Origin of the sequence: Streptacidiphilus melanogenes (assembly GCF_000787835.1) — a bacterium.
Taxonomy (GTDB): Bacteria; Actinomycetota; Actinomycetes; order Streptomycetales; family Streptomycetaceae; genus Streptacidiphilus; species Streptacidiphilus melanogenes.
Genome location: NZ_BBPP01000068.1, coordinates 1 through 26,765, shown reverse-complemented (window position 1 = coordinate 26,765; position 26,765 = coordinate 1). Strand labels below are relative to the sequence as shown.

General features: G+C 68.8%; 22 protein-coding genes and 2 pseudogenes. 9 read left to right on the top strand and 15 right to left on the bottom strand.

Translation table 11 applies throughout. The annotated features are described in order from the left end of the window. The 10 genes and pseudogenes from TR49_RS37090 to TR49_RS37050 form a co-directional block, all read right to left on the bottom strand. A partial coding sequence (locus TR49_RS37090) for an integrase core domain-containing protein (protein WP_042390277.1) occupies nucleotides 1-1,060 on the bottom strand: 1,060 nt, incomplete at its 3' end. 60 nt (nucleotides 1,061-1,120) lie between these two features. Continuing rightward, on the bottom strand, nucleotides 1,121-1,567 hold the full coding sequence (locus TR49_RS37085; RefSeq protein ID WP_042390275.1) for a hypothetical protein: 447 nt from the start codon (nucleotides 1,565-1,567) through the stop codon (nucleotides 1,121-1,123). A 12-nt stretch (nucleotides 1,568-1,579) separates the two neighbouring features. Continuing rightward, nucleotides 1,580-2,125, bottom strand: a complete 546-nt coding sequence (locus tag TR49_RS37080; protein WP_042390273.1) for a Rossmann-fold NAD(P)-binding domain-containing protein — start codon at nucleotides 2,123-2,125, stop codon at nucleotides 1,580-1,582. Further along, nucleotides 2,125-2,808 (bottom strand): hypothetical protein, encoded by a 684-nt coding sequence (locus TR49_RS40665; protein ID WP_052434951.1) that lies wholly within the window; start codon nucleotides 2,806-2,808, stop codon nucleotides 2,125-2,127. Before TR49_RS40665 ends, TR49_RS37080 begins: the two co-directional genes overlap by 1 nt. A gap of 249 nt (nucleotides 2,809-3,057) precedes the next feature. After that, nucleotides 3,058-3,930, bottom strand: a pseudogene (locus TR49_RS46155) (IS5 family transposase). Between the two features lie 446 nt (nucleotides 3,931-4,376). Beyond that, nucleotides 4,377-6,059: a putative PEP-binding protein gene (locus TR49_RS37070; RefSeq protein WP_052434950.1), complete on the bottom strand. Its 1,683-nt coding sequence runs from the start codon at nucleotides 6,057-6,059 to the stop codon at nucleotides 4,377-4,379. Then, a complete protein-coding gene (gene dhaL, locus TR49_RS37065) occupies nucleotides 6,059-6,682 on the bottom strand; it encodes a dihydroxyacetone kinase subunit DhaL (protein WP_042390271.1) in 624 nt (207 codons plus the stop codon). Before dhaL ends, TR49_RS37070 begins: the two co-directional genes overlap by 1 nt. Before the next feature lie 132 nt (nucleotides 6,683-6,814). Continuing rightward, on the bottom strand, nucleotides 6,815-7,813 hold the full coding sequence (gene dhaK / locus TR49_RS37060; RefSeq protein WP_042390270.1) for a dihydroxyacetone kinase subunit DhaK: 999 nt from the start codon (nucleotides 7,811-7,813) through the stop codon (nucleotides 6,815-6,817). Next, nucleotides 7,810-8,592: an MIP/aquaporin family protein gene (locus TR49_RS37055; protein WP_042390268.1), complete on the bottom strand. Its 783-nt coding sequence runs from the start codon at nucleotides 8,590-8,592 to the stop codon at nucleotides 7,810-7,812. The genes dhaK and TR49_RS37055 overlap by 4 nt, the downstream gene beginning before the upstream one ends. A 304-nt stretch (nucleotides 8,593-8,896) precedes the next feature. After that, nucleotides 8,897-9,673, bottom strand: coding sequence for an IclR family transcriptional regulator (locus TR49_RS37050; protein WP_042390266.1), 777 nt, complete (start codon nucleotides 9,671-9,673; stop codon nucleotides 8,897-8,899). 70 nt (nucleotides 9,674-9,743) lie between these two features. Here TR49_RS37050 and dhaM point away from each other — a divergent pair, with 70 nt between their 5' ends. From dhaM to TR49_RS37035, 3 genes are read left to right on the top strand one after another with little or no spacing between them, the layout of a single operon-like run. Continuing rightward, nucleotides 9,744-10,136 carry a dihydroxyacetone kinase phosphoryl donor subunit DhaM gene (gene dhaM / locus TR49_RS37045; RefSeq protein ID WP_042390264.1) on the top strand — a complete coding sequence of 131 codons (393 nt, stop codon included), beginning with the start codon at nucleotides 9,744-9,746 and terminating at the stop codon, nucleotides 10,134-10,136. After that, a complete protein-coding gene (locus TR49_RS37040; protein WP_084725801.1) occupies nucleotides 10,120-10,401 on the top strand; it encodes an HPr family phosphocarrier protein in 282 nt (93 codons plus the stop codon). The genes dhaM and TR49_RS37040 overlap by 17 nt, the downstream gene beginning before the upstream one ends. Beyond that, a complete protein-coding gene (locus TR49_RS37035) occupies nucleotides 10,398-11,345 on the top strand; it encodes an aldo/keto reductase (protein WP_042390263.1) in 948 nt (315 codons plus the stop codon). Before TR49_RS37040 ends, TR49_RS37035 begins: the two co-directional genes overlap by 4 nt. Before the next feature lie 196 nt (nucleotides 11,346-11,541). Here the strand turns inward: TR49_RS37035 and TR49_RS37030 are convergent, their stop codons facing one another. The 4 genes and pseudogenes from TR49_RS37030 to TR49_RS46925 form a co-directional block, all read right to left on the bottom strand. Further along, a complete protein-coding gene (locus TR49_RS37030; protein ID WP_042390261.1) occupies nucleotides 11,542-12,258 on the bottom strand; it encodes a hypothetical protein in 717 nt (238 codons plus the stop codon). A 184-nt stretch (nucleotides 12,259-12,442) separates the two neighbouring features. Beyond that, a complete protein-coding gene (locus TR49_RS37025; protein WP_236653704.1) occupies nucleotides 12,443-13,546 on the bottom strand; it encodes a Rieske 2Fe-2S domain-containing protein in 1,104 nt (367 codons plus the stop codon). A gap of 257 nt (nucleotides 13,547-13,803) precedes the next feature. After that, nucleotides 13,804-14,109: a hypothetical protein gene (locus TR49_RS44270; RefSeq protein WP_042390283.1), complete on the bottom strand. Its 306-nt coding sequence runs from the start codon at nucleotides 14,107-14,109 to the stop codon at nucleotides 13,804-13,806. Nucleotides 14,110-14,167: 58 nt separating this feature from the next. Then, nucleotides 14,168-14,248 (bottom strand): annotated as a pseudogene (locus tag TR49_RS46925) (hypothetical protein); the annotation flags it as partial. On the opposite strand from TR49_RS46925, the gene TR49_RS44790 reads away from it, so the two are divergent. The 5 genes from TR49_RS44790 to TR49_RS36995 all read left to right on the top strand — a co-directional run bounded on the left by TR49_RS44790 (nucleotide 14,228) and on the right by TR49_RS36995 (nucleotide 23,953). Beyond that, on the top strand, nucleotides 14,228-14,653 hold the full coding sequence (locus tag TR49_RS44790; RefSeq protein WP_174501638.1) for a WhiB family transcriptional regulator: 426 nt from the start codon (nucleotides 14,228-14,230) through the stop codon (nucleotides 14,651-14,653). The pseudogene TR49_RS46925 and the gene TR49_RS44790 sit on opposite strands and share 21 nt — an antisense overlap. A 129-nt stretch (nucleotides 14,654-14,782) precedes the next feature. Continuing rightward, nucleotides 14,783-15,190: a helix-turn-helix domain-containing protein gene (locus tag TR49_RS42160; RefSeq protein ID WP_084725800.1), complete on the top strand. Its 408-nt coding sequence runs from the start codon at nucleotides 14,783-14,785 to the stop codon at nucleotides 15,188-15,190. Nucleotides 15,191-15,981: 791 nt separating this feature from the next. Beyond that, nucleotides 15,982-16,161, top strand: coding sequence for a hypothetical protein (locus TR49_RS37005; protein ID WP_152627665.1), 180 nt, complete (start codon nucleotides 15,982-15,984; stop codon nucleotides 16,159-16,161). 1,398 nt (nucleotides 16,162-17,559) lie between these two features. Continuing rightward, entirely contained in the window at nucleotides 17,560-23,106 is a 5,547-nt protein-coding gene (locus tag TR49_RS37000; RefSeq protein WP_152627664.1) for an RHS repeat domain-containing protein, read from the top strand. 127 nt (nucleotides 23,107-23,233) lie between these two features. Beyond that, nucleotides 23,234-23,953, top strand: coding sequence for a hypothetical protein (locus tag TR49_RS36995; RefSeq protein ID WP_042390252.1), 720 nt, complete (start codon nucleotides 23,234-23,236; stop codon nucleotides 23,951-23,953). 159 nt (nucleotides 23,954-24,112) lie between these two features. On the opposite strand, the gene TR49_RS46920 is transcribed toward TR49_RS36995, so the two are convergent. Further along, nucleotides 24,113-24,334, bottom strand: a complete 222-nt coding sequence (locus TR49_RS46920) for a hypothetical protein (RefSeq protein WP_052434946.1) — start codon at nucleotides 24,332-24,334, stop codon at nucleotides 24,113-24,115. A 1,094-nt stretch (nucleotides 24,335-25,428) separates the two neighbouring features. On the opposite strand from TR49_RS46920, the gene TR49_RS36985 reads away from it, so the two are divergent. Continuing rightward, nucleotides 25,429-26,724 (top strand): IS256 family transposase, encoded by a 1,296-nt coding sequence (locus TR49_RS36985; RefSeq protein ID WP_042390251.1) that lies wholly within the window; start codon nucleotides 25,429-25,431, stop codon nucleotides 26,722-26,724. Nucleotides 26,725-26,765: the final 41 nt, after the last annotated feature.

The following is a 26,765-nucleotide window of genomic DNA, read 5'->3' as shown; positions in this document are numbered from 1 at the left end:
TCGGTCGTGCCGCCGTATGTCCAGGCGTTCGACCTGGGGTGGTTCGAGCTGTCCGGGGAGCTCGCAGGGGTGCGGCGCCGGCCAAGGCCCGGTGGGGACGGTGCTGGTTGTAGTGCCGCTCGTAGATCCGCAGTACGCGACGCAGGTGGGCTTCGTTCCAGATGAGGGTCCGGTCGAGCAGTTCGGCCCGGAGCGTCCTGACCAGGCGTTCCATGACCGCGTTCATCCGTGGCACTTGCACACCCGTCAGCACAGACGCGATGCCCGCACTTTGCAGGATCTGGTCCATCATGGCTGGGTACCTGGCGTCCCGGTCCCGGATCAGCAACCGCACTGTGGCGAGCTGGCCGGCGTCTTCCAGGTCCATGAGCAGGTTCCGCATCGCCTGGGTGACCCAGGCATGGGTCGGGTGGGCGGTGGTGCCGAGGATCCGGATCCTGCGGCCGGCGTGGTGGATGGCGGCGAGGATGTACTGGCGCTGCCCGGTGAGCGTGACCGTCTCGATGAAGTCCATCGCCAGGATCGCCTCGGCCTGAGAGCGCAGGAAGTCCGGCCAGGTGATGCTCGAGCGGGTCGGCGCTGGGTCGATGCCCTCGGCTTTGAGGAGCTCCCAGACGGTGGACGGTGCCACCCGGATGCCGAGGACGGCGAGTTCGCCGTGGATGCGGCGGTAGCCCCAGGACGGGATCTCCCGGGTCAGCCGCATGACCAGGCGGCGGATCGAAACGATCGTGCGCGGACGCCCCGGACGGCGGCGGGCACTCGCTCGAGCGTGTCGATGCCTGATCAGGTCGCGATGCCAGCGTAGGACGGTGTCGGGGCTGACCAGCAGCCGGATCCGACGCAGGGTCTGCCGCGGCAGCCCAGACAGCAACGCTGCCAGGAACGCCCGGTCCTCCGGCCGGAACCTCGGACGGTCGTCGCCGAGCTGCCGCTGCTGGACCGTCAGCTGGTGACGCAGAGCCAGGATCTCGACATCCTTCTCGCGGTCGCTCATCGGGAGCAGACGAAGGGCCACGAAGGCCCGGGAGACCGCGAGATACGCGAAGCGCAGGAGCACGAGACGCGATCATGAGATACCCGCGCGCTGGCGCGGGGCCAGGCACACGCCCGCGCTCCCTCAGGTGCTGCGCCCCGGTTCAACCAGCAGGTACCGCGAACGTCCCGCCCGGTAGAGCAGGGCGTCCCAGCCAGCTCGTCTGAGGGCATCGGCGGCGGTGCCCAGGTCCGCTTCGCCAGCGTCGGCTGCTCGTTGCCCGCGCTGGTAGCGCCAGGTCACCCCGGTGCCAGTGTGTGCTTCCGCCTCCACCACCGCGCCGCTCATGACGACCACGTCGCCGTCGAACGCGCAGAGCGGGACTCCGGCCGCCTCCAAGGCGAGCGCAACCGCGCGGACTTGCTGTGCTCGCTCCCACGGCGCAGGCAGGTCCGGGTGGTCGGGCTGGACCAGGCGCCGGATCTGCAGCACCGACTCCCATGCCTGCGCTACCTGCCGTGCCCGGCCCTCGGGGGCCTGCTCGGGCGGCTCGTGGCCGGTCCGCGCTGCGAAGCTGGTGTCGCCGGTCATCTCCGGGTGGCCTCAGGCGGTGGGAGCTGCATCGTGGTCGCGCCCGTCATGAGGGGCGGGTGGCCGGCCAAGTCCCCAGGTACTTTTGAGGTCGCCCATCATCTGGGTCATGAGCGCGCGGACGTCAGGCTCGGGAAGGTAGGTGTCCACCGGGGCTGCGTCCGGACGCTTCGGGGATTCGACGTACCGCCATGTGCCGGAGTCGCCGAGCCAGAGGTCGAACTCGTGGTCCGCGTGCGTGAACCTCACGGTCGTGCTGCCGTCCACGGTGACCACACGGCCTTGCAGGCGCCGGGCGAGTTCCTCGTGCGCAGGGAGCTGCGCCTTCTCCGGGACTCGGTAGCCGACCGCGAGCAGCGAGGACAAGGGGCCGGCGAGGGCCTCGCCATCGGGGGTCTCGAACGTGAAGGCCTCGAGCCAGTCCGCCACGGCGTTGCGATCCTGCGGCTCGACGCCAGCAGTGAGCTGGACGTGGCGCAGCCGGAAGGTGCCGTGCTCGACCGTGTGCCAGCCGTCGGCGAGCTGCACCTGGCGCACCTCGTCGACGTGAATGCGCATCAAGATCGTCCCTCTCGTCGGCTCTGCTTGGCTCGTACCTTCTTGTCAGCCCGCGCGCGCTCCTCGGCCAGGCGCTGGACCTGGCGGGCCCGCTCGTCGAGACGGGCCCGATCGATTTCTTCTTCGGTCGGGAGCACGGGTTCGGCTTCGCGCAGCGTGTACGGCGCGGGGGTGTGGTCGGAGAAGTGCTTCACGACGTGACGGCTCTGCCCGCCGCGGGGCAAGCCGTACTTGCGGCGCCGCTCGTCCCGCATCGCCTCTGCCATCATTGCGGCGTACTGGGGCGACGCCGCCGGAGCGTCGCTCTGGTCCTCCCCGGTCATGTGAAACACACTCGACGCCTTGCGGCAGTGCGGGCAGGAGCCGGAGTCATCGCGCAGCCATCCGTCCTCGCAGCTCGGTGACAGGCAGTCACCCGGAGCCAGCAGATCCCAGGCGACCTGGTCCGCCCTCTCGGCCAGCTCGGGCCCGGTGAGGCTGGAGAAGAGCTTGAACCAACGGCGCTCGACCCGCTCACGCAGCTCCACAGCAGTGCGGTACTGCAACTGCTGCTCCACCAGGCGGAACACGCTGTGCGGCACGCCCCCACCGTGTCTGGTCAGCGCCTCGGACAGCGGGCCGGGGATCGCCTGCAACACCCACACACTCGGGGACTGGCCGGGACTTTGGAACGGCACCGTCACGGCTGCTCCTTTCGCCAGGCAGTCCCGGGAACGCCCTCGCCATCGCCCATGCTGGCCAACCCCTGCTCCCACGAGGCCGTGTCCAGGAAGCCTACCTCCGCCCCGACAGGAATCCTCTGACTCTCCAGCATTCATCCGGGCGCCGAGTCCGCACCGCGCTTCTGCTTCCCGTGCCACCCATGACGAGAACAACGCCGGTACCGGTCACCGTCGCCTCGGTGCGGGGTCCCCAAGGTTCTGTCCGGCCGATCATGTCCCGAGCCAGATGATGGTTGCTGCGACGGTGACGGTTCCCAGGTAGACGCATGCGCGCTTGTCGTACCTCGTGGCCACGGCTCGGTAGTTCTTGAGCTTGTTGATCGCTCGTTCAACGGTGTTGCGCTTCTTGCACCGGTCCTTGTCGAAGCGGGGCGGGCGACCCCCTGCCCGCGGCCCCGGCGTACACGGTTCACGGCCTGGTCGCTCTTCTCGGGGATGACGTGGCGGATGCCTCGCCGTCGCAGGTAGCGGGTGGTCCGATGGTTGCTATAGGCCCTGTCGGCGCTGACGCTGTCCGGCGTGGTGCGGGGGCGGCCAGGCCCGAGTCGAGGCACCCGAATGCGCTCCAGGACTGGCTCGACTGCGTGCAGTCCGCCCGCTGGCCCGCCGTCAGCAACAGTGAAAGCACCCGGCAGCGCCCGTCGGCGCTCAGGTGGATCTTAGTGGTGAAGCCTCCGCGCGAGCGACCGAGCGCCTCACCTCCTGGACCACCTCCACCAGGCGATCGCGCAGTCTCACCCACGCTCTTTCGCTCTGGTGTGTCACCGCCGGCGCCCCTTTTGATGCGGCGGGAGGTGGGGTCTTCCGGGCGCCGGCCGCGTGGCGATGGGCGCGAATCGAGGTGGAATCAACCGAGACATCCCAGTCGATCCCGTCCGCGGCATCGGCCTGCACCTGCACCTGCACCTGCACCTGCTGGAGCAGTCACTCCCAGGTTCCGTCGGCCGACCAGCGCCGATGGCGCTCGTAGACGGTCTTCCACGGCCCATAGCGTTCGGGCAGGTCACGCCATTGCACCCCCGTCCTCACCCTGTGCAAGCTTGTCGCAACATCCGTGATCATGATGGGTGTGTTGATGGGCATAAGGGGTGCCGTCGGCGGCGCCAGCTCGACCGGCTCAGTGCGTGAATGCGCGTGGAGCGGCGCGGCGAAGACGGGCCGTAGGCGCAGCCGGCTGCCAAGAGCCTGCGGATCTCCGCCGCGGTGAGGTCGACCAGGGTGCCGGAACCGTTTCTGCAGCCGCCATTGACGACGCGGCCGCGGCCATCGCGGCCAGGGTCCCCGGTGGGCGTGGCGACGGAGGCCGACGGCACTGTTGCGCTGGTCGGTGAGGCGGAGCGCGCCGATGGTGAGGTTCCGCAGCGTGGCCATGGCGCGGGGCGAATGCGTGGGAGAGGGCCAGGTAGGCAAGGTGCAGCAACCCAGGTGATCATCTTGCCGTCACCGCAGCCAGCCTCTGAGCAGGGCGGATGAGGTTCTCAGCAGGCGCAATCCCGGCGAGCCGACGACGGAGCCGGTGGGCAGCGCCGTCACGGCAGCCTTGGCAGGCACCGATCCTCGATGATCTGCCAAACATCCTCAACAGTTGCTGAGTTGACCGCGTCGCGAGCGGCCTGGGCGCAGCTCTCGGCATCGAGGCGGCGGATGCGGGCGCGGACTTCGTCGAGGGCGGCCGGGGCAGCGGAAAGGATGTCGCAGCCGAGACCGACGAGCAGCGGGGTGACGAGCGGGTGAGCGGCAGCGTCGCCGCAGACGGACACCTGGCGGCGGTGGCGGTGGGCTGCCTCGACCACCTCGCGAATGGCGCGCAGAACCTTGGGATGTGCCGTGAGCGCGGGGGTCGCAGCGGGGTCACGCCGGTCCAGGCCCAGGAGTTTGCAGGTGAGATCGTTGCTGCCGATGGAGAGGAACGCAGACTCGCGGGCGAGTTCGTCGGCGACGGTAACCGCTTCGGGGAGCTCGATCATGGCGCCGAGGGGCGGCGGTGCGACCCCCAGGCCCGCGGCGGTGGCCCGCAGGATCTGGCGGCAGGACAGGAGTTCGTCCAGGGACGCGACCATGGGGATGAGGATCCGCACGTCGGCCCCGGCACCCGAGGTCAGGATGGCGCGGAACTGCTCGGCGAAGGCATCCGGTCGGGCGAGCATCAGCGGCAGACCCCGTCCGAGCCGCCGCGCTGCCGTGCCATTGGAGAGAAAGGGTGGGAGTTTGTCGTCGGCGTAGTCGAGGGTACGCACCGTCACGGGGCGCCCCTGCAGCTTGCGCAGGACCGGGACCAGCGTGGCCGCGTGCTGGGCCTCGGTGGGCCACGCCACGGCTTCCAGGAAGGGCAGTTCGGTGCGGAGCAGACCGACCCCGTCCGCACCGCACCGCAGGGCCGCTTCGGCGTCAGCGGTGGTGGCGATGTTGGCCCGCAGGATCACGGTGTGCCGGTCCAGGGTCTGGCAGGGCAGGGCCCGCTCGGCGGCGAGAGCGGTCCGGCGGGCGCGGGCCACGTCCATGGCGGCCAGCGCCAGGCTGCGTTGGTCCCGGTCCGGGTGGACGGCGATGCGGGCGGCGTGCGCGTCGACCACGACCTCCGTTCCCTCGGGCAGGTCCAGGAAGGCGGGGTCGATGCCGAGGAGAAGCGGAATGCCCAGGGAGCGGGCGACGATGGCGGCATGGGAGTTGGGGCCGCCGAGCACCGAGGCCGCGGCGACCACGGCCGATCCGAGTTCGAGGAGGTCGGCGGCGCCGACCTCCTCCGCGAGCAGGACCAGCGGCCCGTCGGGGGCGGCGGAGGTGGTCCCGTGCAGGTGGTCGAGGACGCGGCGGCCAACCTGCCTTACGTCGGTGGCGCGTTCGGCGAGGGTCGGGTCGTCGAGACCGGCGATGGCGCGCGCGTACTCCTCGACGGCCTGCTTGACCGCGATCACGACGGGTACCCCGTGGGCGACTCTGCGGAGTGCGGCGCCGCGCAGGTCGGGGTCCTGGGCGAGGTAACCGTTGACCTCCATGATGTCGGCCTGTTCGGGCTGGCCGCTGTCGCGCAGGGTTTCCGCGAGGTTGGCCAGCCCGGCGGCGACGGCGTCGAAGGCGTCAACGGCCTCCTTGTCAGGATCGAGGGCGCGTCGGCGGGGCAACGGAACGGCCGCAGGGCGGTCGGGGACGTGCGCCAGTCCGAGCGCGATGCCGCTGGAGGCGGTGTGGCCGGCGTAGGACTGAGGGGTCATCAGGGGGTGACCACCTTGGCGAGGGCCTCGAAGATCAGGGCGGTAGAGGTGGCCCCGGGGTCCTGATGGCCGATGCTGCGGGGGCCCAGATAGGAGGCGCGGCCCTTGCGGGCCTGGAGCGGGATGGTGGCGTGGGCGCCGTCGTCCGCCGCCTTGGCGGCCCGCGCGGCGGCGTGGGCGAGGTCGCCTCCGGAGTCGAGTTCCTCGGCGAAGGCGTCGAGAGCGGGTGCGTAGGCGTCCACGATGGTCTTGTCGCCCGGGACGGCGGCGCCCATGGCCTGGATCGCTGCGAGTCCGGCTCGCAACGCGACCAGGAACTGGGCCGCGTCGGGCTCCGGGGCGGTCAGGGCCTTGCCGGCGGCGCGGAAGGCGGAGCCGTACAGGGGGCCGGAGGCGCCGCCGATGCTGGAGATCAGCGTGGTGCCGACCTTGGTCAGGAGCTGGCCGACGGATTCGGGCTGGAAGGTCTCCAGGGCTGTTGCGGCGGCGGAGAACCCGCGGTGCATGTTGGCGCCGTGGTCGGCGTCGCCGATGGCCGCGTCCAGTTGCGTGAGCCGGTCCTTGTGCTCGTCCATGGCCTCGGCGATGGCCTGCACCCAGTGTCGGGTGAGGGCGATGTCCATCGGGGTCTCCTTCGTCGTCGTCGATCGGTGGAGGGTGGAGTAGTCCGCGGTGGAGTGGTCCGCGGTGGGAGCGGTAGGTGGGCCGTGCCCGGCCTGGTCAGGGCGTTCCGTGGCGCCGGGCACGGCCCGGTCTCACAGGCCCCAGCGCAGGGCAGGGGTGTTGACGGGAGCGTCCCACAGGGACAGGAGCTCCGCATCGGCGCGGCACACCGTGATCGAGGCGCCGGCCATGTCCAGGCTGGTGACGTAGTTGCCGACCAGACTGCGGGCGACGGTGACGCCCTTGGCGGCAAGGAGGGCGGCGACCTCGTTGAACACCACGTACAGCTCGATCAGCGGGGTCCCGCCGAGGCCGTTCACCATCACGATGACCTGGCCAGCGTCGGCGAGGGCGGATTCGGCGAGGATGGCGTCCATGGTCGAGGCCACGATCTCCCGGGCGGGGGCGAGCTTCTGACGGTGGCGTCCGGGTTCGCCGTGGATGCCGACGCCGATCTCGATCTCGTCGTCGGGCAGGTCGAAGCCGGGTTTGCCGTTGGCGGGGGTGGTGCACGCGGTGAGCGCGACGGCAAATGACCGGGATGCCTCGTTGACCTGCCGACCGATGGCGGCGACGGCCGCGAGGTCCGCGCCCTGTTCGGCGAGCGCTCCGGCGATCTTCTCGACGAAGACTGTGGCGCCTGTGCCGCGGCGGCCGGCCGTCCAGGTGGAGTCCTGGACCGCGACGTCGTCGTCTACCAGGACGGTCTGGACCTCGATGCCCTCGTCGGCGGCGAGTTCGGCGGCCATCCGGAAGTTGAGGACGTCGCCGGTGTAGTTCTTCACGACGAACACCACGCCGTTGCCTCCGTCGACGGCCTTGGCGGCGGCGAGCATCTGGTCGGGCACGGGTGAGGTGAAAACCTCACCCGGGCAGGCGGCGTCCAGCATGCCGGTACCGACGAAGCCGCCGTGCAGCGGTTCGTGGCCGGAGCCGCCGCCGGAGACGAGCGCCACCTTGCCGATCCGGGTCTGCTCGGCGCGTCTGATGACGCCCGCGTCCTGGTCGACGTGGAGGTCGAGGTGAGCAGCGGCCATACCCGCGAGTGCGTCGGAGAGGACGGACTCAGGGGTGTTGAGGAACTTCTTCACGACAGCACTCCCTCGATGTCGGGGGTCTCCGCGGACGGGGCGGCTGACTGCGCCTGCTGCGCGGGGGCCGCGGTCCGGTGGTGGTTGAGAGCGAGGTAGCTGAAGCCGGCGAGGACGCCGCCCGCGAGCTCGGCCAGCAGATAGACGGGGAGCTGGTTCCAGTGGACGGCGCCTCCGGCCAGCTGCCCGACGATCATCGGACCGAGGGTGCGGGCCGGGTTGATCGAGGCGCCGCTGGCGGGCGCCACGGGGATGATGATCGCGAAGACGGCGAAGCCGATCGCGATCCCGGCGAAGCCGCCGGGCGCCCGGGAGTCGATCGCGCCGAAGACCACGAAGACCAGCAGGAAGGTGCCGATCAGCTCGGCGCCGAACGCCTGGCCGGCGCTCACGTGCGGCGCGTAGGAGGCGATGCCGAGGCCGACGTCGACCGCCTTGTGGCCCAGGACCGCGATGATCGCGACGGCTCCGAGGACCGCACCGACGACCTGGGCCGCGATGTAGGCCGGGACGTCCCGCCAGGGCATCTTGCCGGTCGCCGCGAGCCCGAGGGTGACCGCCGGGTTGATATGGCAGCCGGAGATATGGCCGATCGAGTAGACCAGGGCGACCACCGCGAGCGCGAAGGCCAGCGAGATCATGCCCAGCTCGGCCATCGTGAACGGCGCCTTCCCGCCGAGCAGCAGGGTGGCGGGCACCGAGCCGACGCCGATGAAGACCAGGGTCGCCGTGCCGAGAACCTCGGCGAACAGCTTCTGAGGGTAGGAGTTCTGTCTCATGGTGCGCCTGCGGCCCTTGGACCTGCGAGGCGTTCACCTCCTCCGCGTGGGGCGGACCAGAAGGGAAAGTGGTGGGGAGGGAGGGGGACCGGCCCCCGGTGCGGCGATCTCAGGCCGCCTGCCGGTCCCCCGGGAGCAATGGCGTGGAAACGTGTTCGTCATCCCTGAACCGTGTTCGGAACTTAAGTCCGCACTTTCGCCTCTGTCAAGAGGTTCGACGCACCCGGCATCCGGATCCCGACATGCGACGAGGCCGCACCGGGCTCGGCAGCCCGATGCGGCCTCGTGGCGAAGACGTGTGGCGTCAGGCCTCCGACCAGGCCGTTCCCCGGCCCGCGCCCAGCTCCCTGGAGAGGTTCCTCGCCACCTCACGCACCGCGACGGCATGCTTGCGACGTGCGGTTTCCTCCGCGAGGACGTGCTCGACAGGGCCCACCACGCCGATCGCCCCGACCGCCTCGCCGGAACGGTCGAAGACGGGCGAGGCGATGCCGGCGTCGCCCAGTGCCGACTCCTGGTCCTCCACCGCGTACCCGATGCCGCGTACCTGCTCCAGCTGTTCGGCCAGCACGGCCGGGTCGGAGACGCTGCGGCCGGTCAGCCTGGGCAGCTCCCCCTCCAGCAGGGCGGCCTGCCGATCCGACGGGAGGAAGGCGACGATCGCCTTGCCCAGCGCGCAGGTGTGCCAGGGGATCGTCGCGCCGACCTCCAGGATCTGCACCGCGCCCTCGGGGCGGAACGCATGGTGCACCACGAGGACGTGGTCCTCGGCCAGCACCGCCACCCACACGGCCTCGCCGGTTCTGCTCGCCAGCGCATCCGCCCAGGTCACTGACCTGGTGCGGAGCTCCTGGGTGTCCAGGTAGGCATTCCCGAGCTGAAGCAGGCCGGGTCCGAGCAGGTACTTGCCGGTCTCCCTGTCCTGCCGCACCAACCCCTCGGACTCCAAGGTGCGCAGCAGGGCGTGCACGGTCGGTTTGGCCACCCCGATCCGCTCCGCCAGCTCGGTCACGCCCAGCCGCGGACCGGCGGTCGCCAGCTCCCGCAGGACCCGGACGGCCCGGTGGACCGACTGCACCATGGCGGCACCCGCTCTCTTTTTCGCCTGTTCGGTATTGCGGAACTGCGTTCTGAAATCTAGCATCCGAGTTATGACTCAATCCGTCGGCATCGTACTCGTGTCCCACAGCGCCCAACTGGCCGCCGGACTGCGCGACCTCCTCGCACAGATCGGTTCCGACTCGGTCCCCGTCCAGGTCGCGGGCGGAACCGAGGACGGCCGCATCGGCACCAGCTACGACCTCATCCTGAAGGCGGTCAGCGCGGCCGACCACGGGACCGGCGTCGTGATCGTGCCCGACCTCGGCAGTTCCGTGCTCACCGCGCGCACCGTGCTCGAGGACCATCCCCGCCCCGACGTGCTCCTGGTCGACGCCCCGTTCGTGGAAGGCGCGCTTGCCGCCGCGATCACCGCCTCGACCGGAGCCGACCTGTCCACTGTCGCCACCGCCGCCCAGGAGGCCCGCCATGTCCCTAAGTTCTGACAGCACCGCAGCCATCTGCGAGACCTCGGTCGTCCTGCCCGCCAACCTCCACGCCCGACCCGCGGGCAAGCTCGCCCAGGCCGCCGCGAGGTTCAACAGCACCATCCTGATCGAGCATGCGGGAAAGTCCGTCAATCCGGCCGGCATCCTCGCCGTCATGGGCCTCGGCGCGACAGCGGGCACCACCGTCACCATCCGCGCCGAAGGCGAGGACGCGGGGGCAGCCGTCGAGACGCTCGCCGCCGTCCTCCATGCGGCCGAGTGACCGCCCGCCTCGGTCTCGGCCTGGCCGCCGTCGGCCGACCTGCCTACATCACCTCCGGACGGGCCCACGACCTGCCCCGCGACCGCTCCCCCGCAGCCCTCGAAGTACGCGCCCACGAGCTGCTCGACACCGCCTACCAGCTCGGCATCCGGCATCTGGACACCGCCCGCTCCTACGGGCGCGCCGAGGAGTTCCTCGCCAACTGGCTCCACGAGAACCCCGACCACCACGACCTCACCGTGGCCAGCAAGTGGGGCTACACCTACACCGCCGACTGGCGCATGGACGCCAAGGCCCACGAGGTCAAGGACCACAGCATCAGAGCGTTCGAGCGTCAGGTCGGCGAGACCCGCTCGCTCCTCGGTCCTCTGCTCGACCTCTACCAGATCCACTCCGTCACCCCCGACAGCCCGGCTCTGAACGACAAAGCCCTGCACCACCGTCTCGCCGAACTCGCCGCCGACGGCGTACTGATCGGGCTCTCCACCAGCGGTCCGCGGCAGAGCGACACCATCAGGACCGCGCTGGCGATCACCGTCGACGGCGAACCGCTCTTCCGCAGCTTCCAGACCACCTGGAACCTTCTGGAGCCCTCAGCGGGCGACGCCCTCGCCGAGGCCCACGCGTCGGGCCGCCTGGTCGTCGTCAAAGAAGCGCTCGCCAACGGCAGGCTGGTCGACCCCTCCAGCGACGAGCCGACCGCCGCTCCCCTGCGCCGCCTCGCCAACGACCTCGGTGTCACCACGGACGCGGTCGCGCTCGCCGTGGCCCTGCGGCAGCCATGGGCTGACGTCGTCCTGTCCGGCGCGGTCACACCCGCCCAACTGGCCCGCAACGTCCGCGCCACGGCCCTCGAGGCCGAGTTCTGGCAAGCCGACTTCCCGACGTCGGCCGAGTCTGCCGAACAGTACTGGCGGCTCCGATCGGAGCGGCCCTGGACCTGAAGCGACCGGGAAGCGGCGTCGGAACCGTCGACGCCCTACAGCAGAGGCGAACTGGACACATCGGCAACAGCTTGCTCCGTGCCAGAGGTCACCGAGCAGCAGCGATTGAGGCCGAACTGCTCTCGGTTGTCGGGAGCGCTGCCCGAGGTACGTTGAACTTGCCTGCAGCAGGATGGCATGACGGCATTTCTGGGGGTCAAGGGGTCGCAGGTTCAAATCCTGTCGTCCCGACCAGCGTTTTCGCAGGTCGGAGGCCGTTTCCACCGAGAGGTGGGGACGGCCTTGTCGTTGTGTGCGTACCTGGTGGTCGCAGTGTGGTCGCAGCCTGCTGCGCCCGGGTGGGCTGTCGGTGGCAATTCGCCTGCCCTGGAATCGGTTTGAGCCCGATCAGCTGGTTGCGGTGCCCGGCAATGTGGTCGTCCTGTGGTCGCAGCACCGCCCGAAGCGCCACGACGGGCGGCAGGACGGCGCGGTCTGCCCGGTCCAGCGTGTCGTCGATGGTGTCGACGGCCTGGCGGGCGGCTTGGGCGGTGAGGTGGGCGTAGAGGGAACGCGCTTGGTCGCGGTTCGCGCTGACCGATGCCCCGGTCTCCCAGCGGTGTCGCGTCGTGGGCCCCGGAGCCATGGGGAAGCCGTGCCGCCTGCATGCGCCCACGATGGCGTCGGCGCTGGCACCTCCGGCTCCCTTGGGCAAAGTGGCCGAGGTCTGCAGAGCGGTGATCCGTTGGATGACCAGAACGGCGAGCACTCCCACCACCGGGCCGGGGACGACGCGGATGAACCACAGGAAGACGTAGGAGCCGTGCACCGCCAGGCTCGACGCCATGGCCGCCGGCCACGCCACCCACCACGCGTTGATGAGCCGGACAGTCGCGGCCGGATTGACGCTGCCTCCCCTGTGCTCATCGCGCACCCGCTGCCGCCACTCCTCCTCAGCTCAGCCTGAAGTTTCGACGCCGGCCCCACACCCACGTGGACGGCGCGAGAACCTGGGACCGGTCTGTTGCCTCTCCCTCGCGCTCTCTTCTCGAAGTCGCCGCCGCATGGGCTTCGGTTCGTGGTGGTGCGCCTCCGGGTGTCACGTCCGATGCGGGCGGTCACTGCTGGTCGGGTGTCGGATCCGTGCCGGCGCATTGGGGGGTGGTGGCGCACGGGTCGGGTTGGAGGGTGAAGGGGATGCCGTTGGTGCGCAGTACGTCGCGGACGTCGAGAATAAGGGGGAAGACTTCGTGGTTGCGATCCTCGCCCTGTTCGTCCCAAGCCCGTTGCTCGGCTTCGACGGCTTTGCGGTCTTCGGCGAAGACGCGTTCGGTGAAGCGTCTGATCAAGGGCCTGGCCAGGGGCAGGAGGCCGGGGATCGCGGGCTTTTCGATCATCAGGAGTCCGTAGACGTGGCAGGTGCGCTGTGCGGCGTCCTCGGGGACGTAGGCGACCCAGAGGCGGAATGCCGGGCGTGCGGCGCCCTTGGGGACCAGGTCCAGCGTCTGGTAGGGGTACTCGGTGCGGATGGTCACGACGTCGCTGGAGTCGCTCGCGGTGAGGCCCTCGCCGGCCAGCAGGCCGGCGCCCCGGTTGCGTTTTCCGCCGGTGTGGGTGAACAGGTATCTGGCCTCCACCGACGTCTTTGTGGACTCGTGGCCCAGCAACTCAGGGCGGAGCCTCCCGACCACGCCCCGGTGGAGGAACTGGTGGTTCATGTCGAGGAGGTTCTCGTGCATGAAGGAGTAGTGGCAGTGCACGGTCCGGGAGTAGGACATGGTGCGGTATCGGGGTGAGCCGTAGGCGGGCAGTTCCGGCAGGGGGGTGTCGGCGGCCTTGTCCGGGTCGCCGGGGAACACGAACACCAGGCCGTACGCCTCGCGGACGGGATAGGCGCGCACGCCGCGCGGCGGTCGGCTGTCTCCCTTGGACAGGTACGGGATCTGCGAGATCCGGCCGTCGCCGCGATAGGCCCAGGCGTGGTAGCCGCAGCGCAGCACCTCGCCCGACACGGCGCCCATGCTGAGCGGCACCTGTCGGTGGGCGCAGCGGTCCTCCAGCGCGTGGACGGCGCCGCTGCGCGTGCGGTAGACCGCGATGCGCTCACCGGCGAACGCGGTCGGGACCACCCGGCCGCGGCGCACGCTACTGGACAGCGAGACCGGATACCAGAAGTCCGGGTGTGCCCCGACGCGGCGAAGGTCGGTGATCGTCTCGGTCATACCTCTCCCTTGCCCTGGGGGTGGGCATGAGCGGTGACGTCCCCTCATGCAGGGCGTCACCTGCTCCGGCCGGTGCTGTTCGCCGAGTGCACTCCCATCCTGGTGGGCGTCGGCCGCCGTTGGCCTGCCCGGCTCACCCGGACGGATGATCGGGCCCGGCACTGCGGTTGGTCCGGCGTCGCCGACTGCAGCCGGGCCTCGCACTCTGAGGATCTGATCCTGAAGGCGGGGGTCTTGGCGTCCCTGTCCCGGATCAGTTACCGGGCTGTGGAGAGCTTACGGGCGTCCTCCAGGTCCACGAGCAGGTTCCGCACCACCTCGGCGACCCAGGCATGGGTCCGATGGGCAGTGGTACCGGCGATCCGGACCCTGCTGCCAGTGTGATGGATAGTGGCGAGGATGTACTGGCGCTGGTCGGTCAGAGGGACGGTCTCGATGAAGTCCACCGCCAAGATCGCCCCGGCCTGCGAGCGCAGCAATGCCGGCCACATGACGCCTGAGCGGTTCGGCACAGGGTCGATGCCCTCGGCTCTCAGCAACTCTGCGCCCGCCGAGAATCCCATCCGTGTGGGCGTAGATGTTCGCGGTCGTGGACAGGGTGGCCTGGCGCAGGGTCTTGGAGACCACAGTGAGCGGCACGCCGTTGGTGATGGAGATCGTCGCGGCCAGGTGCCGCAGGTCGTGGATGGCGCAGCGGGGCACGTCGCCATCGCGCTGCTCCGCGCCGCGCCAGGGCGACAGGCCACGTCCCGCCCCGTCAACGCCAAGGAGACACCCCTCCATGACCGTAGCCACCGGCCATCTGCACTACCCCGCACCCCCGCGCGGCCGATCGTCGAACCCGACCACCCCCTGCCGCGCTTCGTCGGCACCGAACCCTGCCGCACCCGCCCCGACGACTACTTCCCCACCCACTACAACCACGACCGCTCCGAGGTCCGGGCCGCCGTCCTCGCCTGCCGCGTCTGCCCCCAGCAGAACCCCTGCCTGGCCTGGGCCCTGGCCAATCCCCACCTCGCCCCCACCGGCATCTGGGGCGCCACGACCCCAGCCGAACGTACCGCGCTGCGCAGACTCATCAACACCGGCGCCTCTTCGCCGCCGTAGACGGGCGGGAAATCCCCGCATCCCCGCAGAGCCGGAACAGCCGCCCTGTATTCAGATGGGCAGCTGTTTCGGCATGCCCGAATATGCCCTGGAGCGGGCGGGGCGCACGAACGTAAGAAGGTACAAGAAATGCTGACTCAGCAAGAAGAACGGGAAGTCCACGTGCTCGCCCGGTCCGGTTACACGATCGCAGCGATCGCCCGCCATCTAGGACGGGACCGGTCCACCATTCGCGCCTACCTCAGCGGTCGGCGCACCACAGCCGCCCGCGGTCAGGCCTCCGGTGCGCTGGACCCCTTCGTGGCCCACTGCAGACAGCGCCTCGCCGACAACCCCCACCTCAGTGCCGCCGCGTTGTACGCGGACATCACCACGCTTGGCTACTATCGTAGTTACGCCTCCTTCACGCGCGCACTGCGCGTCCTCGACCTCCGTCCCACCTGCCCCTTCACGTCACCACGGCATCACTCAGGCCACAGCGACGTCCCCGCATCGACACGCACGCCGCTGGGGAATTTGGGCGAGCAGAAACGGTGAGTTCCCGCGGCGCCGTTGTGTCCGTCGACCGGCTCGAATGCCCGAAAGACGCCCCCGTGATCTGCACGAAAACGGCGGAATCCTTTGAGCGGCGGAAACGGCGCCGCTTGAAAAGCCGCAAGGCCGCGTCATAGCTTTTCTGCCATCGGGCCCCGGGGTCGGTTCATCCCCCTCTCGTCAGCGGCTACGGAGCCCGGCGTAATTCTCTCAACATTTCAAGCGGAAAGATATGACAATGCTCAGCGTCGACGAACTTGTCTCCCAGAAGGCTGGCCTCCTGCCCGGCCGCGAGGCCCTCGGTGTCCTCAGGTTCAAGTGCGGCACCGCACCGTCCTGCGCCCCCAGCATCACGGCGGCGGCGACCACCGCCACGAGGGTTGGGGCGGGGACCACCGGCACACCGGCGGGGACCGCCGCAACCACAACGGCCGGGACCGTCGGCACGACGGTGGCGACCGCCGCCACGGGGACGACCGCCGCGAAGGTGACCGCTGCTAGTCAGGGTTGGTGAGGCTCCCGGGTGCCTGCAGCTGGGCCGTGGGCACCCGGGAGCCGCGCCGGTCGTCGCAGGCGGTGCGAAGCAGAGCCGACGGGTCGCAGGAGGGGATGGACAGGTGGGCAGGCACGCGGGGCAGCGCTCGGTCGAGCCGCCGGCCGGTCCGGCGGGCGACGGGCTGGAGTCCGGGCGTCGTACCGCCGGGCCGTCGAATGACTGTGTTCCGCGGAACACCGCGGGGTTGGAACTGCACGGCCGGTTCCATGGGGCAGGTTCCGAGGAGCCGGTCTACACGGTGCGGCGTTCCGACGGCCAGGTTGTGGAGCTGTCGCAGCTGCTGTACCACGCGGTGTGCGCGGTCGACGGCCAGCGGACCAGTGAGCAGGTGGCCGCCCGGGTCAGCGCCAGCTACGGGCGGGAAGTCGACGCGGAGGACGTGGAGTTCCTCGTCACAGTCACGGCCTCGGCGCCGTGAGTGGGCGAGGGACCGTGGTCCGACGGCGGACTCCGGAGCAGCAGCTATGGGCCGAGATGGCGCCGAGCACCTCTCCGAAGGAAACCGCCCAGCGCCACCACGGCCCTCCGGCTCGGGCGGCGCTCGGCCCCAGTGCGTTGTCTCTGCATCGTCTGCTCTCTCTTCGATAGGCCGACCATCCCGGTCGGCTAGGCCGAACCTACGGGGCCCGTCGCGCAGCCGCCCGCAATCAACAGGGCCTAGATCATCGGAATGTCACTGGAGCTCAGCAGATGGACTGATGTGTCCGAATCAATAGCCTGGTAAGAGCATCTCCGTATACGAGATCAGCCATGTCGACCCCTTCGTGCGCGCTGTAGGGTCCGCGCGGAGCTTCAAGATCAACACGGGTCGACAAGGAGTCAAAACGTGAAAAGAATGGCAAGTCTCCGGCTGTCAAGAGGGTCTGGTGACGGTCCGCCAGGGCGCATGCGACGTGCGGGCACCGCAACTGCCGCCGCTGCGGCGCTGATTGCGGGACTCACCGGCGCCGCGCAGCCCGCCTCGGTGCACAAGGCACCCGGTATCGTGCAGACCGCACCGGTTCCGGTCACTCCGGTGGTTTCCCATTACCACGCGGCCAAGCGCCTCGCGACCGCGCCAACACCGAAGGTGACGTGGCCCGCTGGGGAGGGAACCGTCCCTGCGGCAGGCGCGACAGCAGCCTCGGCACAGGCTTCTCAGCCACGGGCTTCGGCGAACCCGCCGCGGCAGCAGGCCGGGGCCCTGCCCGTTTGGCTGACGCCCTCGTCCGGGGTTGCTTTGGCCGGGGCCACTGTCCGGGTTCTGCCGCAGAGTTCGGCGCGGGCACTCGGCATCAGTGGCGTGCTGCTGTCCGTGTCCGGGCTGCCAGAGGCCGCACACGGCAAGGTCCGACTTGACCTCGACTACGGGGATTTCGCGCGCGCCTTCGGCGCGGATTGGGCATCACGTCTCCACCTGGTCGGACTCCCGGCCTGCGCCCTCACCACACCGCGGCTCGCGGCCTGCCGCACGCAGACCCCACTGGCAGGGGGCAACAGCACCAAGACGCGAACACTGTCCGCGGACCTCGTGCCGCCCAGAGTTCAGACCGCGCAGGTGGCCACGACTTCGGCCACGAGCGCAAGCGTGGCCGCTGCCTCTGCCATGGTCCTTGCGGCCAGCTCCAGCGCCAGCGGAGGAGGCGGAGATTTCACCGCGACTTCGCTGAAGCCGTCCGGTTCCTGGCAGGCTGGGGGAAGCTCCGACGCGTTCACCTGGACGTCCCCGTTTCCGGCCCCGCCTGTCCCAGGTGGTCTGGTCCCCAACATCTCGCTGGGGTACAACTCGCAGAGCGTAGACGGGCTGACCTCCTCCACGAACAACCAGGCGTCGGTGGTGGGCGATGGGTTCTCGTTGCCGACCAACTTCGTCGAACGGTCCTACCAGTCGTGTCACGTCAACCCTTCGGGAACGACCCGGACCTGGGACAACTGCTGGTCGAGCGACAATCAGCTGACCCTGTCGCTCAACGGCACGTCGACGACCCTGATCAAGGATGACTCGACGGGCGTCTACCGGGCGCAGAACGACGCGAACGAGCGGGTCGAATACCTGACCGGCGCCAACAACGGCGCCCAAAACGGAGAGTACTTCCGAGTCACCACGGACGACGGCACCCAGTACACCTTCGGGCTGAACCAACTGCCCGGTTGGGCGTCCGGCAACGCGGTGACGAACTCCGTGCTGACGGAGCCGGTGTTCGCGACCGCGTCGGGGCAGCCGTGCTACAACGCGACATGGGCCAGCTCCTGGTGCCAGCAGGGCTACCGGTGGATGCTCGACTACGTCAAGGACACCCACGGCGACGTGATGTCCTACTTCTACACCCCCACCACCGCGTACTACGCCCGCAACCTGGGCAAGACCGCGGACACCTCCTACATCCGCGACGCGGCACTGGCGAAGATCCAGTATGGGCAGCGCGCGGGGTCGGTGTACTCCACCAGCCCCGCCGGCCAGGTGCTGTTCACCTATAGCGGGCGCTGCAACACCTCCTCTACCGGCTGCGCCACCTCGACGTTGACCTCGTCGACAGCATCGAACTGGCCCGATGTGCCCTATGACCAGAACTGCGCCAGCGGCGCCAACTGCTCGGTGAACACGCCCACGTTCTGGAGCGAGAACGAGCTGACCGGCATCCAGACCCAGGCGCTGGTCGGCACGACCGAGACGAACGTCGATTCCTGGGCCTTCACCTACTCGTTCCCGGCGACGGGGGACTCGACAACACCGTCTCTATGGTTGTCCACGATCGCGCACACCGGGCAGGACACCAGTGCCGGCGGTTCGACCTCGGCGATCACCTCACCCCCGATCACGTTCTCGGGGACCCCGCTGTCGAACCGGGTCAACCTGACCGACGGCTACCCGCCGATCACCCGGTACCGGCTCAACACCGTCACCACCGAGACCGGCGAGAAGATTAGCGTCGGCTACTCCTCCCCGGCCTGTGGCACCTCGGTACCCAGTGACCCAAGCCAGAACGCCAGCCTCTGCTACCCCGACTACTGGACTCCGACGGGACAGACGTCACCTATGGAGGACTGGTTCAACAAATACATCGTCACCACGGTGACGGAGCAGGACCCGACCGGGGGAGGCGTCAACGACACCGTCGTCACCACCTACACCCCGACCGGCACGCCTGCCTGGCACTACGACGACAACCCGCTCACCCCGACCGCCAACCGGACGTGGGACGAGTGGCGCGGCTTCCAGGGCATGAAGGTGTCCGTCGGGACGGCGCCCGACCCGACGACAGAGACCGACTTCACCTACTTCCGCGGAATGGACGGGGACACGCTCCCCGGCGGCAAGACCCGCTCAGCCACCATCACGGACTCGCGCGGCGACCCTGCGGTCACCGACTCCGACGAGTTCGTCGGACAGACCTACGAGGCGATCCTTTTCAACGGCCTGAACAGCGGCAAGGTCGTCAACGACACCATCACCGCCCCGTGGAGCTCCGGCGCGACCGCGACGCACGCGCTGACCGGAGGCCTTCCGGCGCAGCAGGCGTTCCTGACAGGACAGGCGTCGGTACAGGCGTATGTGCCGCTTGCCTCCGGGGCGACCCGCGAGACCGAGATCGACTACACCCACGATGGGTACGGCCGAGTGACGGCAGTGAACGATCTCGGCGACGTCTCCACCAGCAGCGATGATCTGTGCACCACGACAAGTTATGCGGACAATAGCTCTGCGTGGATCCTGGACCGGGTCGCGGAGACCAAGACGGTCTCGGTGAACTGCTCGACCACGCCTACCCTGCCCGCCAACGCCGTGTCGGACAAGCAGGTCTACTACGACGGTTCCAGCACCCTCGGTGCTGCCCCCACCGTCGGCGACGCCACGACGACGCAGCAGGCGGCCTCGTACAACGGAGCCACCCCGGTCATGGCGACCACGGCGACGCTCACGGTGGACGAATACGGGCGCACGCTCACCAGCACGGACGCGGACCAGCGCAAGACCACCACCGCGTACACCCCGGCGACAGGCGCCGAACCCACGAGCATCACCACGACAGACCCCCTGTCGCACACGACAATCCACACCATGGACCCGCTGCGCGACCTGGCGCTGAGTCAGACCGACGCGGCGGGCTACGTCACCAGCCAGCAGTACGATGCCCTCGGCCGCCGCACGGCCGTGTTCAAGCCGGGCGTCACCTCCGCCTACGCGAAGTTCACTTATGCGCTGTCGGCGACGTCCCCGAGCGTGGTCACCACGCAGACGCTCGACGACGACGGCAGCTACCGCACCAGCGAGCTGCTGCTGGACTCCCTCCTGCGTCAGCGCGAGTCGCAGGTGGCCACAGCCGATGGCGGCCGCACGGTCACCGACACCGTCTACAACACCGACGGCTGGGTCGCCAAAACCACCGGCGCATACTACACGACCGGCGCGCCCAGCAGCACCCTGGTCCAGGCGCAGGATGGCCAGATTCCCTCCGAGACCGGCTTTACGTACGACGGGGCCGGACGTGAGGTGGCCGCCACCGCCTACGCCCTCGGCAGCCAGACCTGGCAGACGACGACAGTCTTCGGGGGAAACTTCACGACAACGGTCCCACCTGTCGGCGGCGTGGCCGAATCCAAGATCACCAATGCCCGGGGTCAAGTGACGGACCTCTACCAGTACCACGCCGGCGTGCCCGCCGACCCAGTGAACGATCCGGCCTCGGACTATTCGGACACGCACTACACGTACGACTCTAGCGGCCAGAAGGCGTCCCAGGTCGACCCGGGCGGCAACACCTGGAGCTGGCAGTACGACCTGCTCGGCGACCAGGTCGCATCGAGCGACCCGGACACCGGGACCAGCACGGCCGCGTTCGACAACGCCGGCCAGATCCTCAGCACCACCGACGCCCGTGGCAAGAAGACGACCTACACGTACGACCTCGACGGTCGACGCACGGCCGCCTACGACACCACCGGAACCGGCGTCACTCCGGCCTCGTCCAACCAGATCACCGCCTGGACGTACGACACGCTGAAGAAGGGATACCTCACCTCCTCGACCTCGTACGCGATGGGCACCACCAGTGCCTCGGTGACCGAGAGCGTGCTGTCCTACACCAACCTCGGTGAGGTGGCTGCCCAGCGCACCACGCTGGCCAATGTCCCGAGCAGTGTGACTGCACTGGCGCCCAGCGGCGGTTACACGACCTCCTACACGTACAAGAGCACCGGTACCCTGGCCACGCAGCAGGACCCCGCAGAGGCCGGCCTGCCCAGCGAGAACATCGGCTACGGATACGACACGTACGGCCAGGTCACGAGTCTGGCCAGTTCAGGCACGACAGCCTGGACGTACCTGAGCGCGCTTGGTTACGACGAATACGGGAATCCGCTGCAGTACGGCATGGGTCCCTCCACCAGCTGGGTCGACCTGACCCTGAGCTACGACCCGCAGACCCTGCAGCCCGTCGATGCCAAGACGACCGACTCGACCAGCAACACGGTGGTAGACGACACTTCGTACACCTGGAGCAACGCAAACCTGTCCAAGGGCGCTGGCCTGCTGACCCAGGTCACTGATACGCAGAACGGCGGATCGACGACCGACACCCAGTGCTTCACCTACGACTGGGCTGCCCGCTTGTCTTCGGCCTGGACCGCCACCGACCACTGCGCCGCCACGCCCAGCCCTGGCAGCAGCAGCACGGTCGGCGGCCCGCAGCCGTACTGGCAGTCGTGGACCTACGCGGCCGACGGACAGCGCCAGACCGAGACCGCCCACGACACCAGCGGCAACATCGCCAACGACACCACCACCACCTACAACTACCCTGCTGCCGGCTCCAGTACCGATCAGCCCCACACGCTGAGCAACACCACCAGCTCCGGACCCGGAGCCACGGCGAACACAGCGAGCTACACCTACGACAGCAGCGGCAACACGACCGCGATTCAGGGAGGATCCCTCGGGAACCAGACGCTGACCTGGAACGACCAGAACCAGCTCACGTCTGACGCAACTGGAAGCGGCACGACCAGCTACGTGTACGACGCCTCAGGCAATCTGGTCCTGCGGATGGACCCGGGCCAGGCAACGCTCCTGGTCGGCGACGCTCAACTGGTCGAAAACACCACCACGGGCGCCCTGAGCGGCACCCGCTACTACTCCGTCAACGGCGCTACCATCGCTGCGCGCTCGAGCAGCGGTGACATCCAATACCTGATCCCCAACCGGCAAGGCACGGACCTGTTGGCCGTCGACTACCAGTCGCAGGCCGTCACCCGTCGGCAGTACCTGCCGTTCGGCGGGGTTCGCGGATCCGCACCGAGCGGTTGGCTGGGCGCCAAGGGCTACGTCGGGGGTGTCGGCGACACCACCACCGGGCTCGAAGACCTCGGGGCGCGAGAGTACGACGCGCAGACTGGCCGGTTCGTTTCGATCGACCCGGAGTTGGAGGCACTCGACCCCGCGCAGCTCTCCGGGTACGACTACAGCGCCAACGACCCCGTCACCGGAAGCGATCCGTCTGGTAAGGACTGGTGGGACTCGCTCACCAACGCGGTGTCCAGTGTTGCGCAGACCGCCCAGCAGGTCATCGATCGGACCAACGGCCCCATGGCCGCACTGGGGTTGGGTGAGATGCTGCTCGGAGCAGCGGCCGATGGAGCCGGGGCAGCGTTGTGCGCCACCGGTGTCGGCGCGCTCGGTCCGGGAGAGGCCTTGTTGGCCGCCGGCACAGCCCTGGCATGGACTGGGGCCGCCACGGTGACTGCCGCCGTTGCTACGCCCAACATCGCCTATGCCGTCCAGAACGGCGGTGGTGGTGGCGGTACGGGTAGCAGCGGGGACTCGGGCAAGTACTCCTCGCCGCCGTCGCAGCAGCAGGTCGACGACCTGATGTCGGAGCACGACGGCAGCACGGGCAACGACCAGCCGCTAACTGAGATCAACGCCAACAGCGCGCTCGAAGGCGGCCCTGAGGGGACGTCTCCGGAGCTGGTGCCCCGGACATCCTCGAAGACACCTGACATCGTCTTCAAGGACCGTCAGGGCAATGCCGTGATGTACCGCGAGGTCAAGTCCATTTCGGGAACGAGCAGCGCCGTCCAGAACAACCTTGGCAAGGCCCTGGGCCAGCTCAGAGAGGTCGACGCCAAGATGGGAGACGTCTACATCCAGGTACCCGAGGGAACCCAGGAAGGGCAGGTGTCCAAGTGGGTCCGGGCCTACTTCCGCGGATACCGGAGCAAGGCCAATCCGCTCTACGATCCCGTCCAGCAAGCGGACTGGACCGTCCATGTGGTGGACACCTCGGGAGCGGACCTGGGGAATTACGATGTGGTTCCGCAGCAGTCAAGCCCACAACCAAACCCGTGGGCGAACAAGCTCGCCGCCATGGAGCGGGAGGGCTTCTGACGGTGGTCGGTTGACCTGAAGGTTGATCGAAGGAGTCGGAGCTGAATGCGGTGGGCGGACCCCTCACGGGGTCCGCCCACCGCCGAGTAGGCTCCGCGGTTGCACGGATCTCGAGAGGGAGCAAGGAATGTCTGACTCGGCCGCGATGCTCTGCCGTGATTGCCGGTTTGTCCTCGACCTCGGCTACTTCTGGAACACGCAAGAGCCACGGGAGATCTTCACGGGCGGGGGGCCTGCCCGGGGAGACCAGGACATCGACGGGGCGCTGTGGCGATTCCTAGCGGACCACGTGTACCACCGGGTCCGGCTGCTAGGAGAGCAATCGGAGGACTGGTCGGTGATCGACGTCGACTACACGCGGATCGGAACGCAGTATCCGGCGACCGTCACACCAGCCGAGTACGCCGAGGGCTGGCGCGGCCGAGCCCTCGCCGCGCAGCCGCGGCCGCTGTGCGACACCGTCCGTGCCCTCATCCGAAGTTCTGAGACGGAAGTCTCCGGCCCGGGTGTCACGATTTCCCAGCAACAGGAAGCAGCGGTGGAGAGCCTGTACGAGGAGCTTCCCTGTGCCGAGTCGCCCGCCAGGGAAGTGGATCGGGCGGAGCTCGGCGTCCGACTTGCCGCGGTGGAGCGGTCCGTGGCACTGGTGAGGCGTGTCTCCGAGAGCTTGGCAGGTCACCCACTGGAGATTCTGCTCCGCGAGAGTTCGGCTGTGATCGCGGAAGCGTTGGAGCAAGACCGGCCGGGCCTGCTGACCGACTGGAACGGGCTTGCATCACCTGCACTCTTTGATGCCGAGCGAGCGCTCATCCTGCTCAAGGACACCCTCGGCGGATACGCCGGCTGAACCGCACCGCAGCAGGTCCGGCCTCGCCGGGTGGCGGGTGATACAAGGCCTCCCAGTCTCGCGGCGTGGGAGAGTGCCGAAACTCGCTGCCACGACGAGCCCCTTGGAGGGGGCCGCCGATCCTCGGCTCAGCATCCAAATCTTGTGGGGCTCGGAAAGTCATCGCCGCAGCTCAAGCAGCGTACTGGTACTGGTGATGACTCCGTCGAGAACGCGGGTGCGCAGGAGCCTACGTCGCGCGCCCACGGGCAGGATCCGGACGCCGGTCAGCACCACCTGGATGCCGGCATCGACCAGGATCTGATCGAAGAGCGCGGGGAACTTCGCGTCCCGGTCTCGGATCAGGTATTTGACGATGACTCCAGCGTCCTCCAGGTCCATGAGCAGGTTCCGTACCGCCTGCGTGAGCCAGTTCGCCGTTGGGTGTGCTATGGCCCCGAGGATCCGGACGCGGCGGGTGGCGTGCTCGATGACGGCCAGGATGTATTGGCGCTGGCCGGTCAGGGTGACGACCTCGATGAAGTCGCAGGTGATCAGCGCGCCGGCCTGGGCGCGGAGGAAGTCAGCCCAACTGGTGGCGCCGCGGTCCGGTGCCGGATCGATGCCCTCCGCCCTGGATCTCCCAGACGGTCGAGGCGGCGACCTTCACACCGAGAGTGGCAAGCTCGCCGTGCGCTCCGCCGTAGCCCCAGGAAGGATTCTCGCGTGCCAGGCGCAGGATCAGGAGCCCGTATCGAGCGAAGCGTGGGCGGGCGCCCCGAGCGCTTCGGCCGGCAGGTGCGCGCATGGCACTGCCGCATGAGATCACGGTGCCAGCACAGCACCGTGTCCGGGCGGACGAGCAGCCGCAGCCGGTGCAGGAACTCCCAGCAGCGGCACCAAAGACAGGCGAGGAACGCGCAGTCTCCGGAGCGAACCTCATTTTGTTCTCACCGAGCTGTCGTTCAAGGGCGGCGATCTCGTGGCGCAGAACGAGGATCTCTGCATCCTTCTGACAGTCGCGCCCACCCCCAGCCGCTCCTGTCCACCCGCGTCACCCCCGACCACTCCGGCCAGCACCTCCTGGTCACCCTCCAGCGCTACGACAACGGTGCCTGGCACACCGTCACCACGTGGTTCACCAACCTCGCGAGCCACAGCGGCATCGACACGCCCATCTCCTGGACTCACCTCGCCGACGGCGCCCTCTACCGCATCACAACCGAGTACACCCACAACAACCCTGACACCGGCAACATCGACGCCTGGGGCAACTGGGCCTACTTCGCCACCCACCCCCATCCGTAACCAGGCCCCCTGAAAGGGATGGGACTACATCCATTCCTTTGGGAGCGCCGCCCCGGCTCGTCCTTGCCGGACCAGTTGGGGACCAGAAGCCGCTCGGCGGCCGACTTCGAGGTGTGTGCTCAGGGCGTCCGCCGCGGGCGGGTCTGTACGGTCTTCGGTGTAACTCCCGATCATGGAAGTAGCACCTGATGAGCGACGTGACTGCCTCGGCTGAGGCGGTTGAAGAGGTCCGTCCGGCTGCGCTGGCGGCGGACCTGCTGGATGACCAGTTGATCGGGCAGTTGGTCGACCGGGCCCGTGCGAGCGGGCTCCAGCTGACCGGTGAGGGCGGGCTGTTGCAGCAGCTGACCAAGCGCGTGCTGGAGTCCGCCCTCGAAGGCGAGATCACTGACCACCTCGGCTACGAGAAGCATGACCGAGTCGGCGTGGGCAGCGGCAACAGCCGCAACGGGAGCCGGTCCAAGACCGTGCTCACGGACGTCGGCCCGGTCGAGATCGAGGTGCCGCGCGACCGGGAGGGCAGCTTCGAGCCGCAGATCGTCAAGAAGCGGCAGCGCAGGCTGACCGGTGTCGACGAGATGGTGTTGTCGCTGTCTGCGCGGGGTCTGACGCACGGTGACATCTCGGCCCACCTCGCCGAGGTCTACGGCGCCAGCGTGTCGAAGTCGACGATCTCCACGATCACGGACAAGGTCATGGACGGGATGGCCGAGTGGCAGAACCGGCCGCTCGACCCGGTCTACCCGGTGATCTTCATCGACTGCATCCACGTGAAGGTCCGCGACGGGCAGGTCGCCAACAGGCCGATCTACGTGGCGCTCGCCGTCACCGTCGACGGCACCCGCGACATCCTCGGCTTGTGGGCCGGCGACGGAGGCGAGGGCGCCAAGTACTGGCTCCAGGTCCTGACCGAGATCAAGAACCGCGGTGTCGAGGACGTGTGCATGGTTGTCTGCGACGGTCTCAAGGGCCTGCCCGAGGCGATCGGCACGGTCTGGTCCCAGGCGGTCACCCAGACCTGCGTTGTTCACCTGATCCGGGCCTCGTTCCGCTACGCGGGCCGCCAGGACTGGGACAAGATCTCCCGGATGCTCAAGCCCGTCTACACCGCCCCGACCGCCGCCGCTGCGGAGGATCGCTTCCTGGAGTTCGCCGAGGAATGGGGCGCCAAATACCCCGCGATCGTCAAGCTCTGGGAGAACGCCTGGGCCGAGTTCGTGCCCTTCCTCCAGTTCGACACCGAGATCCGGCGCGTCGTTTGCACGACGAACGCCATCGAGTCCGTCAACGCGCGGATCCGAAAGGCAGTCCGGGCCCGCGGGCACTTCCCCAACGAGGCCGCGGCCCTCAAGTGCGTCTACCTGGCCGTCATGAGCCTGGACCCCACCGGCCAGGGACGCAAACGCTGGACGATGCGCTGGAAGCCCGCACTTCAGGCCTTCGACATCGCCTTCGACGGCCGACTCTCCATCGGCCGCCGGTAACACACACAACCTGAGTTACACCGCTGGCTGTACAGACCCCG

What these genes read in the sequence shown, in the direction of transcription:
- TR49_RS37085 (WP_042390275.1), bottom strand. Translation starts at nt 1,567, where the DNA reads ATGACCGGCGACACCAGCTTCGCAGCGCGGACCGGCCACGAGCCGCCC.
- TR49_RS37080 (WP_042390273.1), bottom strand. Translation starts at nt 2,125, where the DNA reads ATGCGCATTCACGTCGACGAGGTGCGCCAGGTGCAGCTCGCCGACGGC.
- TR49_RS37070 (WP_052434950.1), bottom strand. Translation starts at nt 6,059, where the DNA reads ATGACCCCTCAGTCCTACGCCGGCCACACCGCCTCCAGCGGCATCGCG.
- dhaL (WP_042390271.1), bottom strand. Translation starts at nt 6,682, where the DNA reads ATGGACATCGCCCTCACCCGACACTGGGTGCAGGCCATCGCCGAGGCC.
- TR49_RS37055 (WP_042390268.1), bottom strand. Translation starts at nt 8,592, where the DNA reads ATGAGACAGAACTCCTACCCTCAGAAGCTGTTCGCCGAGGTTCTCGGC.
- TR49_RS37050 (WP_042390266.1), bottom strand. Translation starts at nt 9,673, where the DNA reads ATGGTGCAGTCGGTCCACCGGGCCGTCCGGGTCCTGCGGGAGCTGGCG.
- dhaM (WP_042390264.1), top strand. Translation starts at nt 9,744, where the DNA reads ATGACTCAATCCGTCGGCATCGTACTCGTGTCCCACAGCGCCCAACTG.
- TR49_RS37040 (WP_084725801.1), top strand. Translation starts at nt 10,120, where the DNA reads ATGTCCCTAAGTTCTGACAGCACCGCAGCCATCTGCGAGACCTCGGTC.
- TR49_RS37025 (WP_236653704.1), bottom strand. Translation starts at nt 13,546, where the DNA reads ATGACCGAGACGATCACCGACCTTCGCCGCGTCGGGGCACACCCGGAC.
- TR49_RS44270 (WP_042390283.1), bottom strand. Translation starts at nt 14,109, where the DNA reads ATGGGATTCTCGGCGGGCGCAGAGTTGCTGAGAGCCGAGGGCATCGAC.
- TR49_RS42160 (WP_084725800.1), top strand. Translation starts at nt 14,783, where the DNA reads ATGCTGACTCAGCAAGAAGAACGGGAAGTCCACGTGCTCGCCCGGTCC.
- TR49_RS36995 (WP_042390252.1), top strand. Translation starts at nt 23,234, where the DNA reads ATGTCTGACTCGGCCGCGATGCTCTGCCGTGATTGCCGGTTTGTCCTC.
- TR49_RS46920 (WP_052434946.1), bottom strand. Translation starts at nt 24,334, where the DNA reads ATGGACCTGGAGGACGCTGGAGTCATCGTCAAATACCTGATCCGAGAC.
- TR49_RS36985 (WP_042390251.1), top strand. Translation starts at nt 25,429, where the DNA reads ATGAGCGACGTGACTGCCTCGGCTGAGGCGGTTGAAGAGGTCCGTCCG.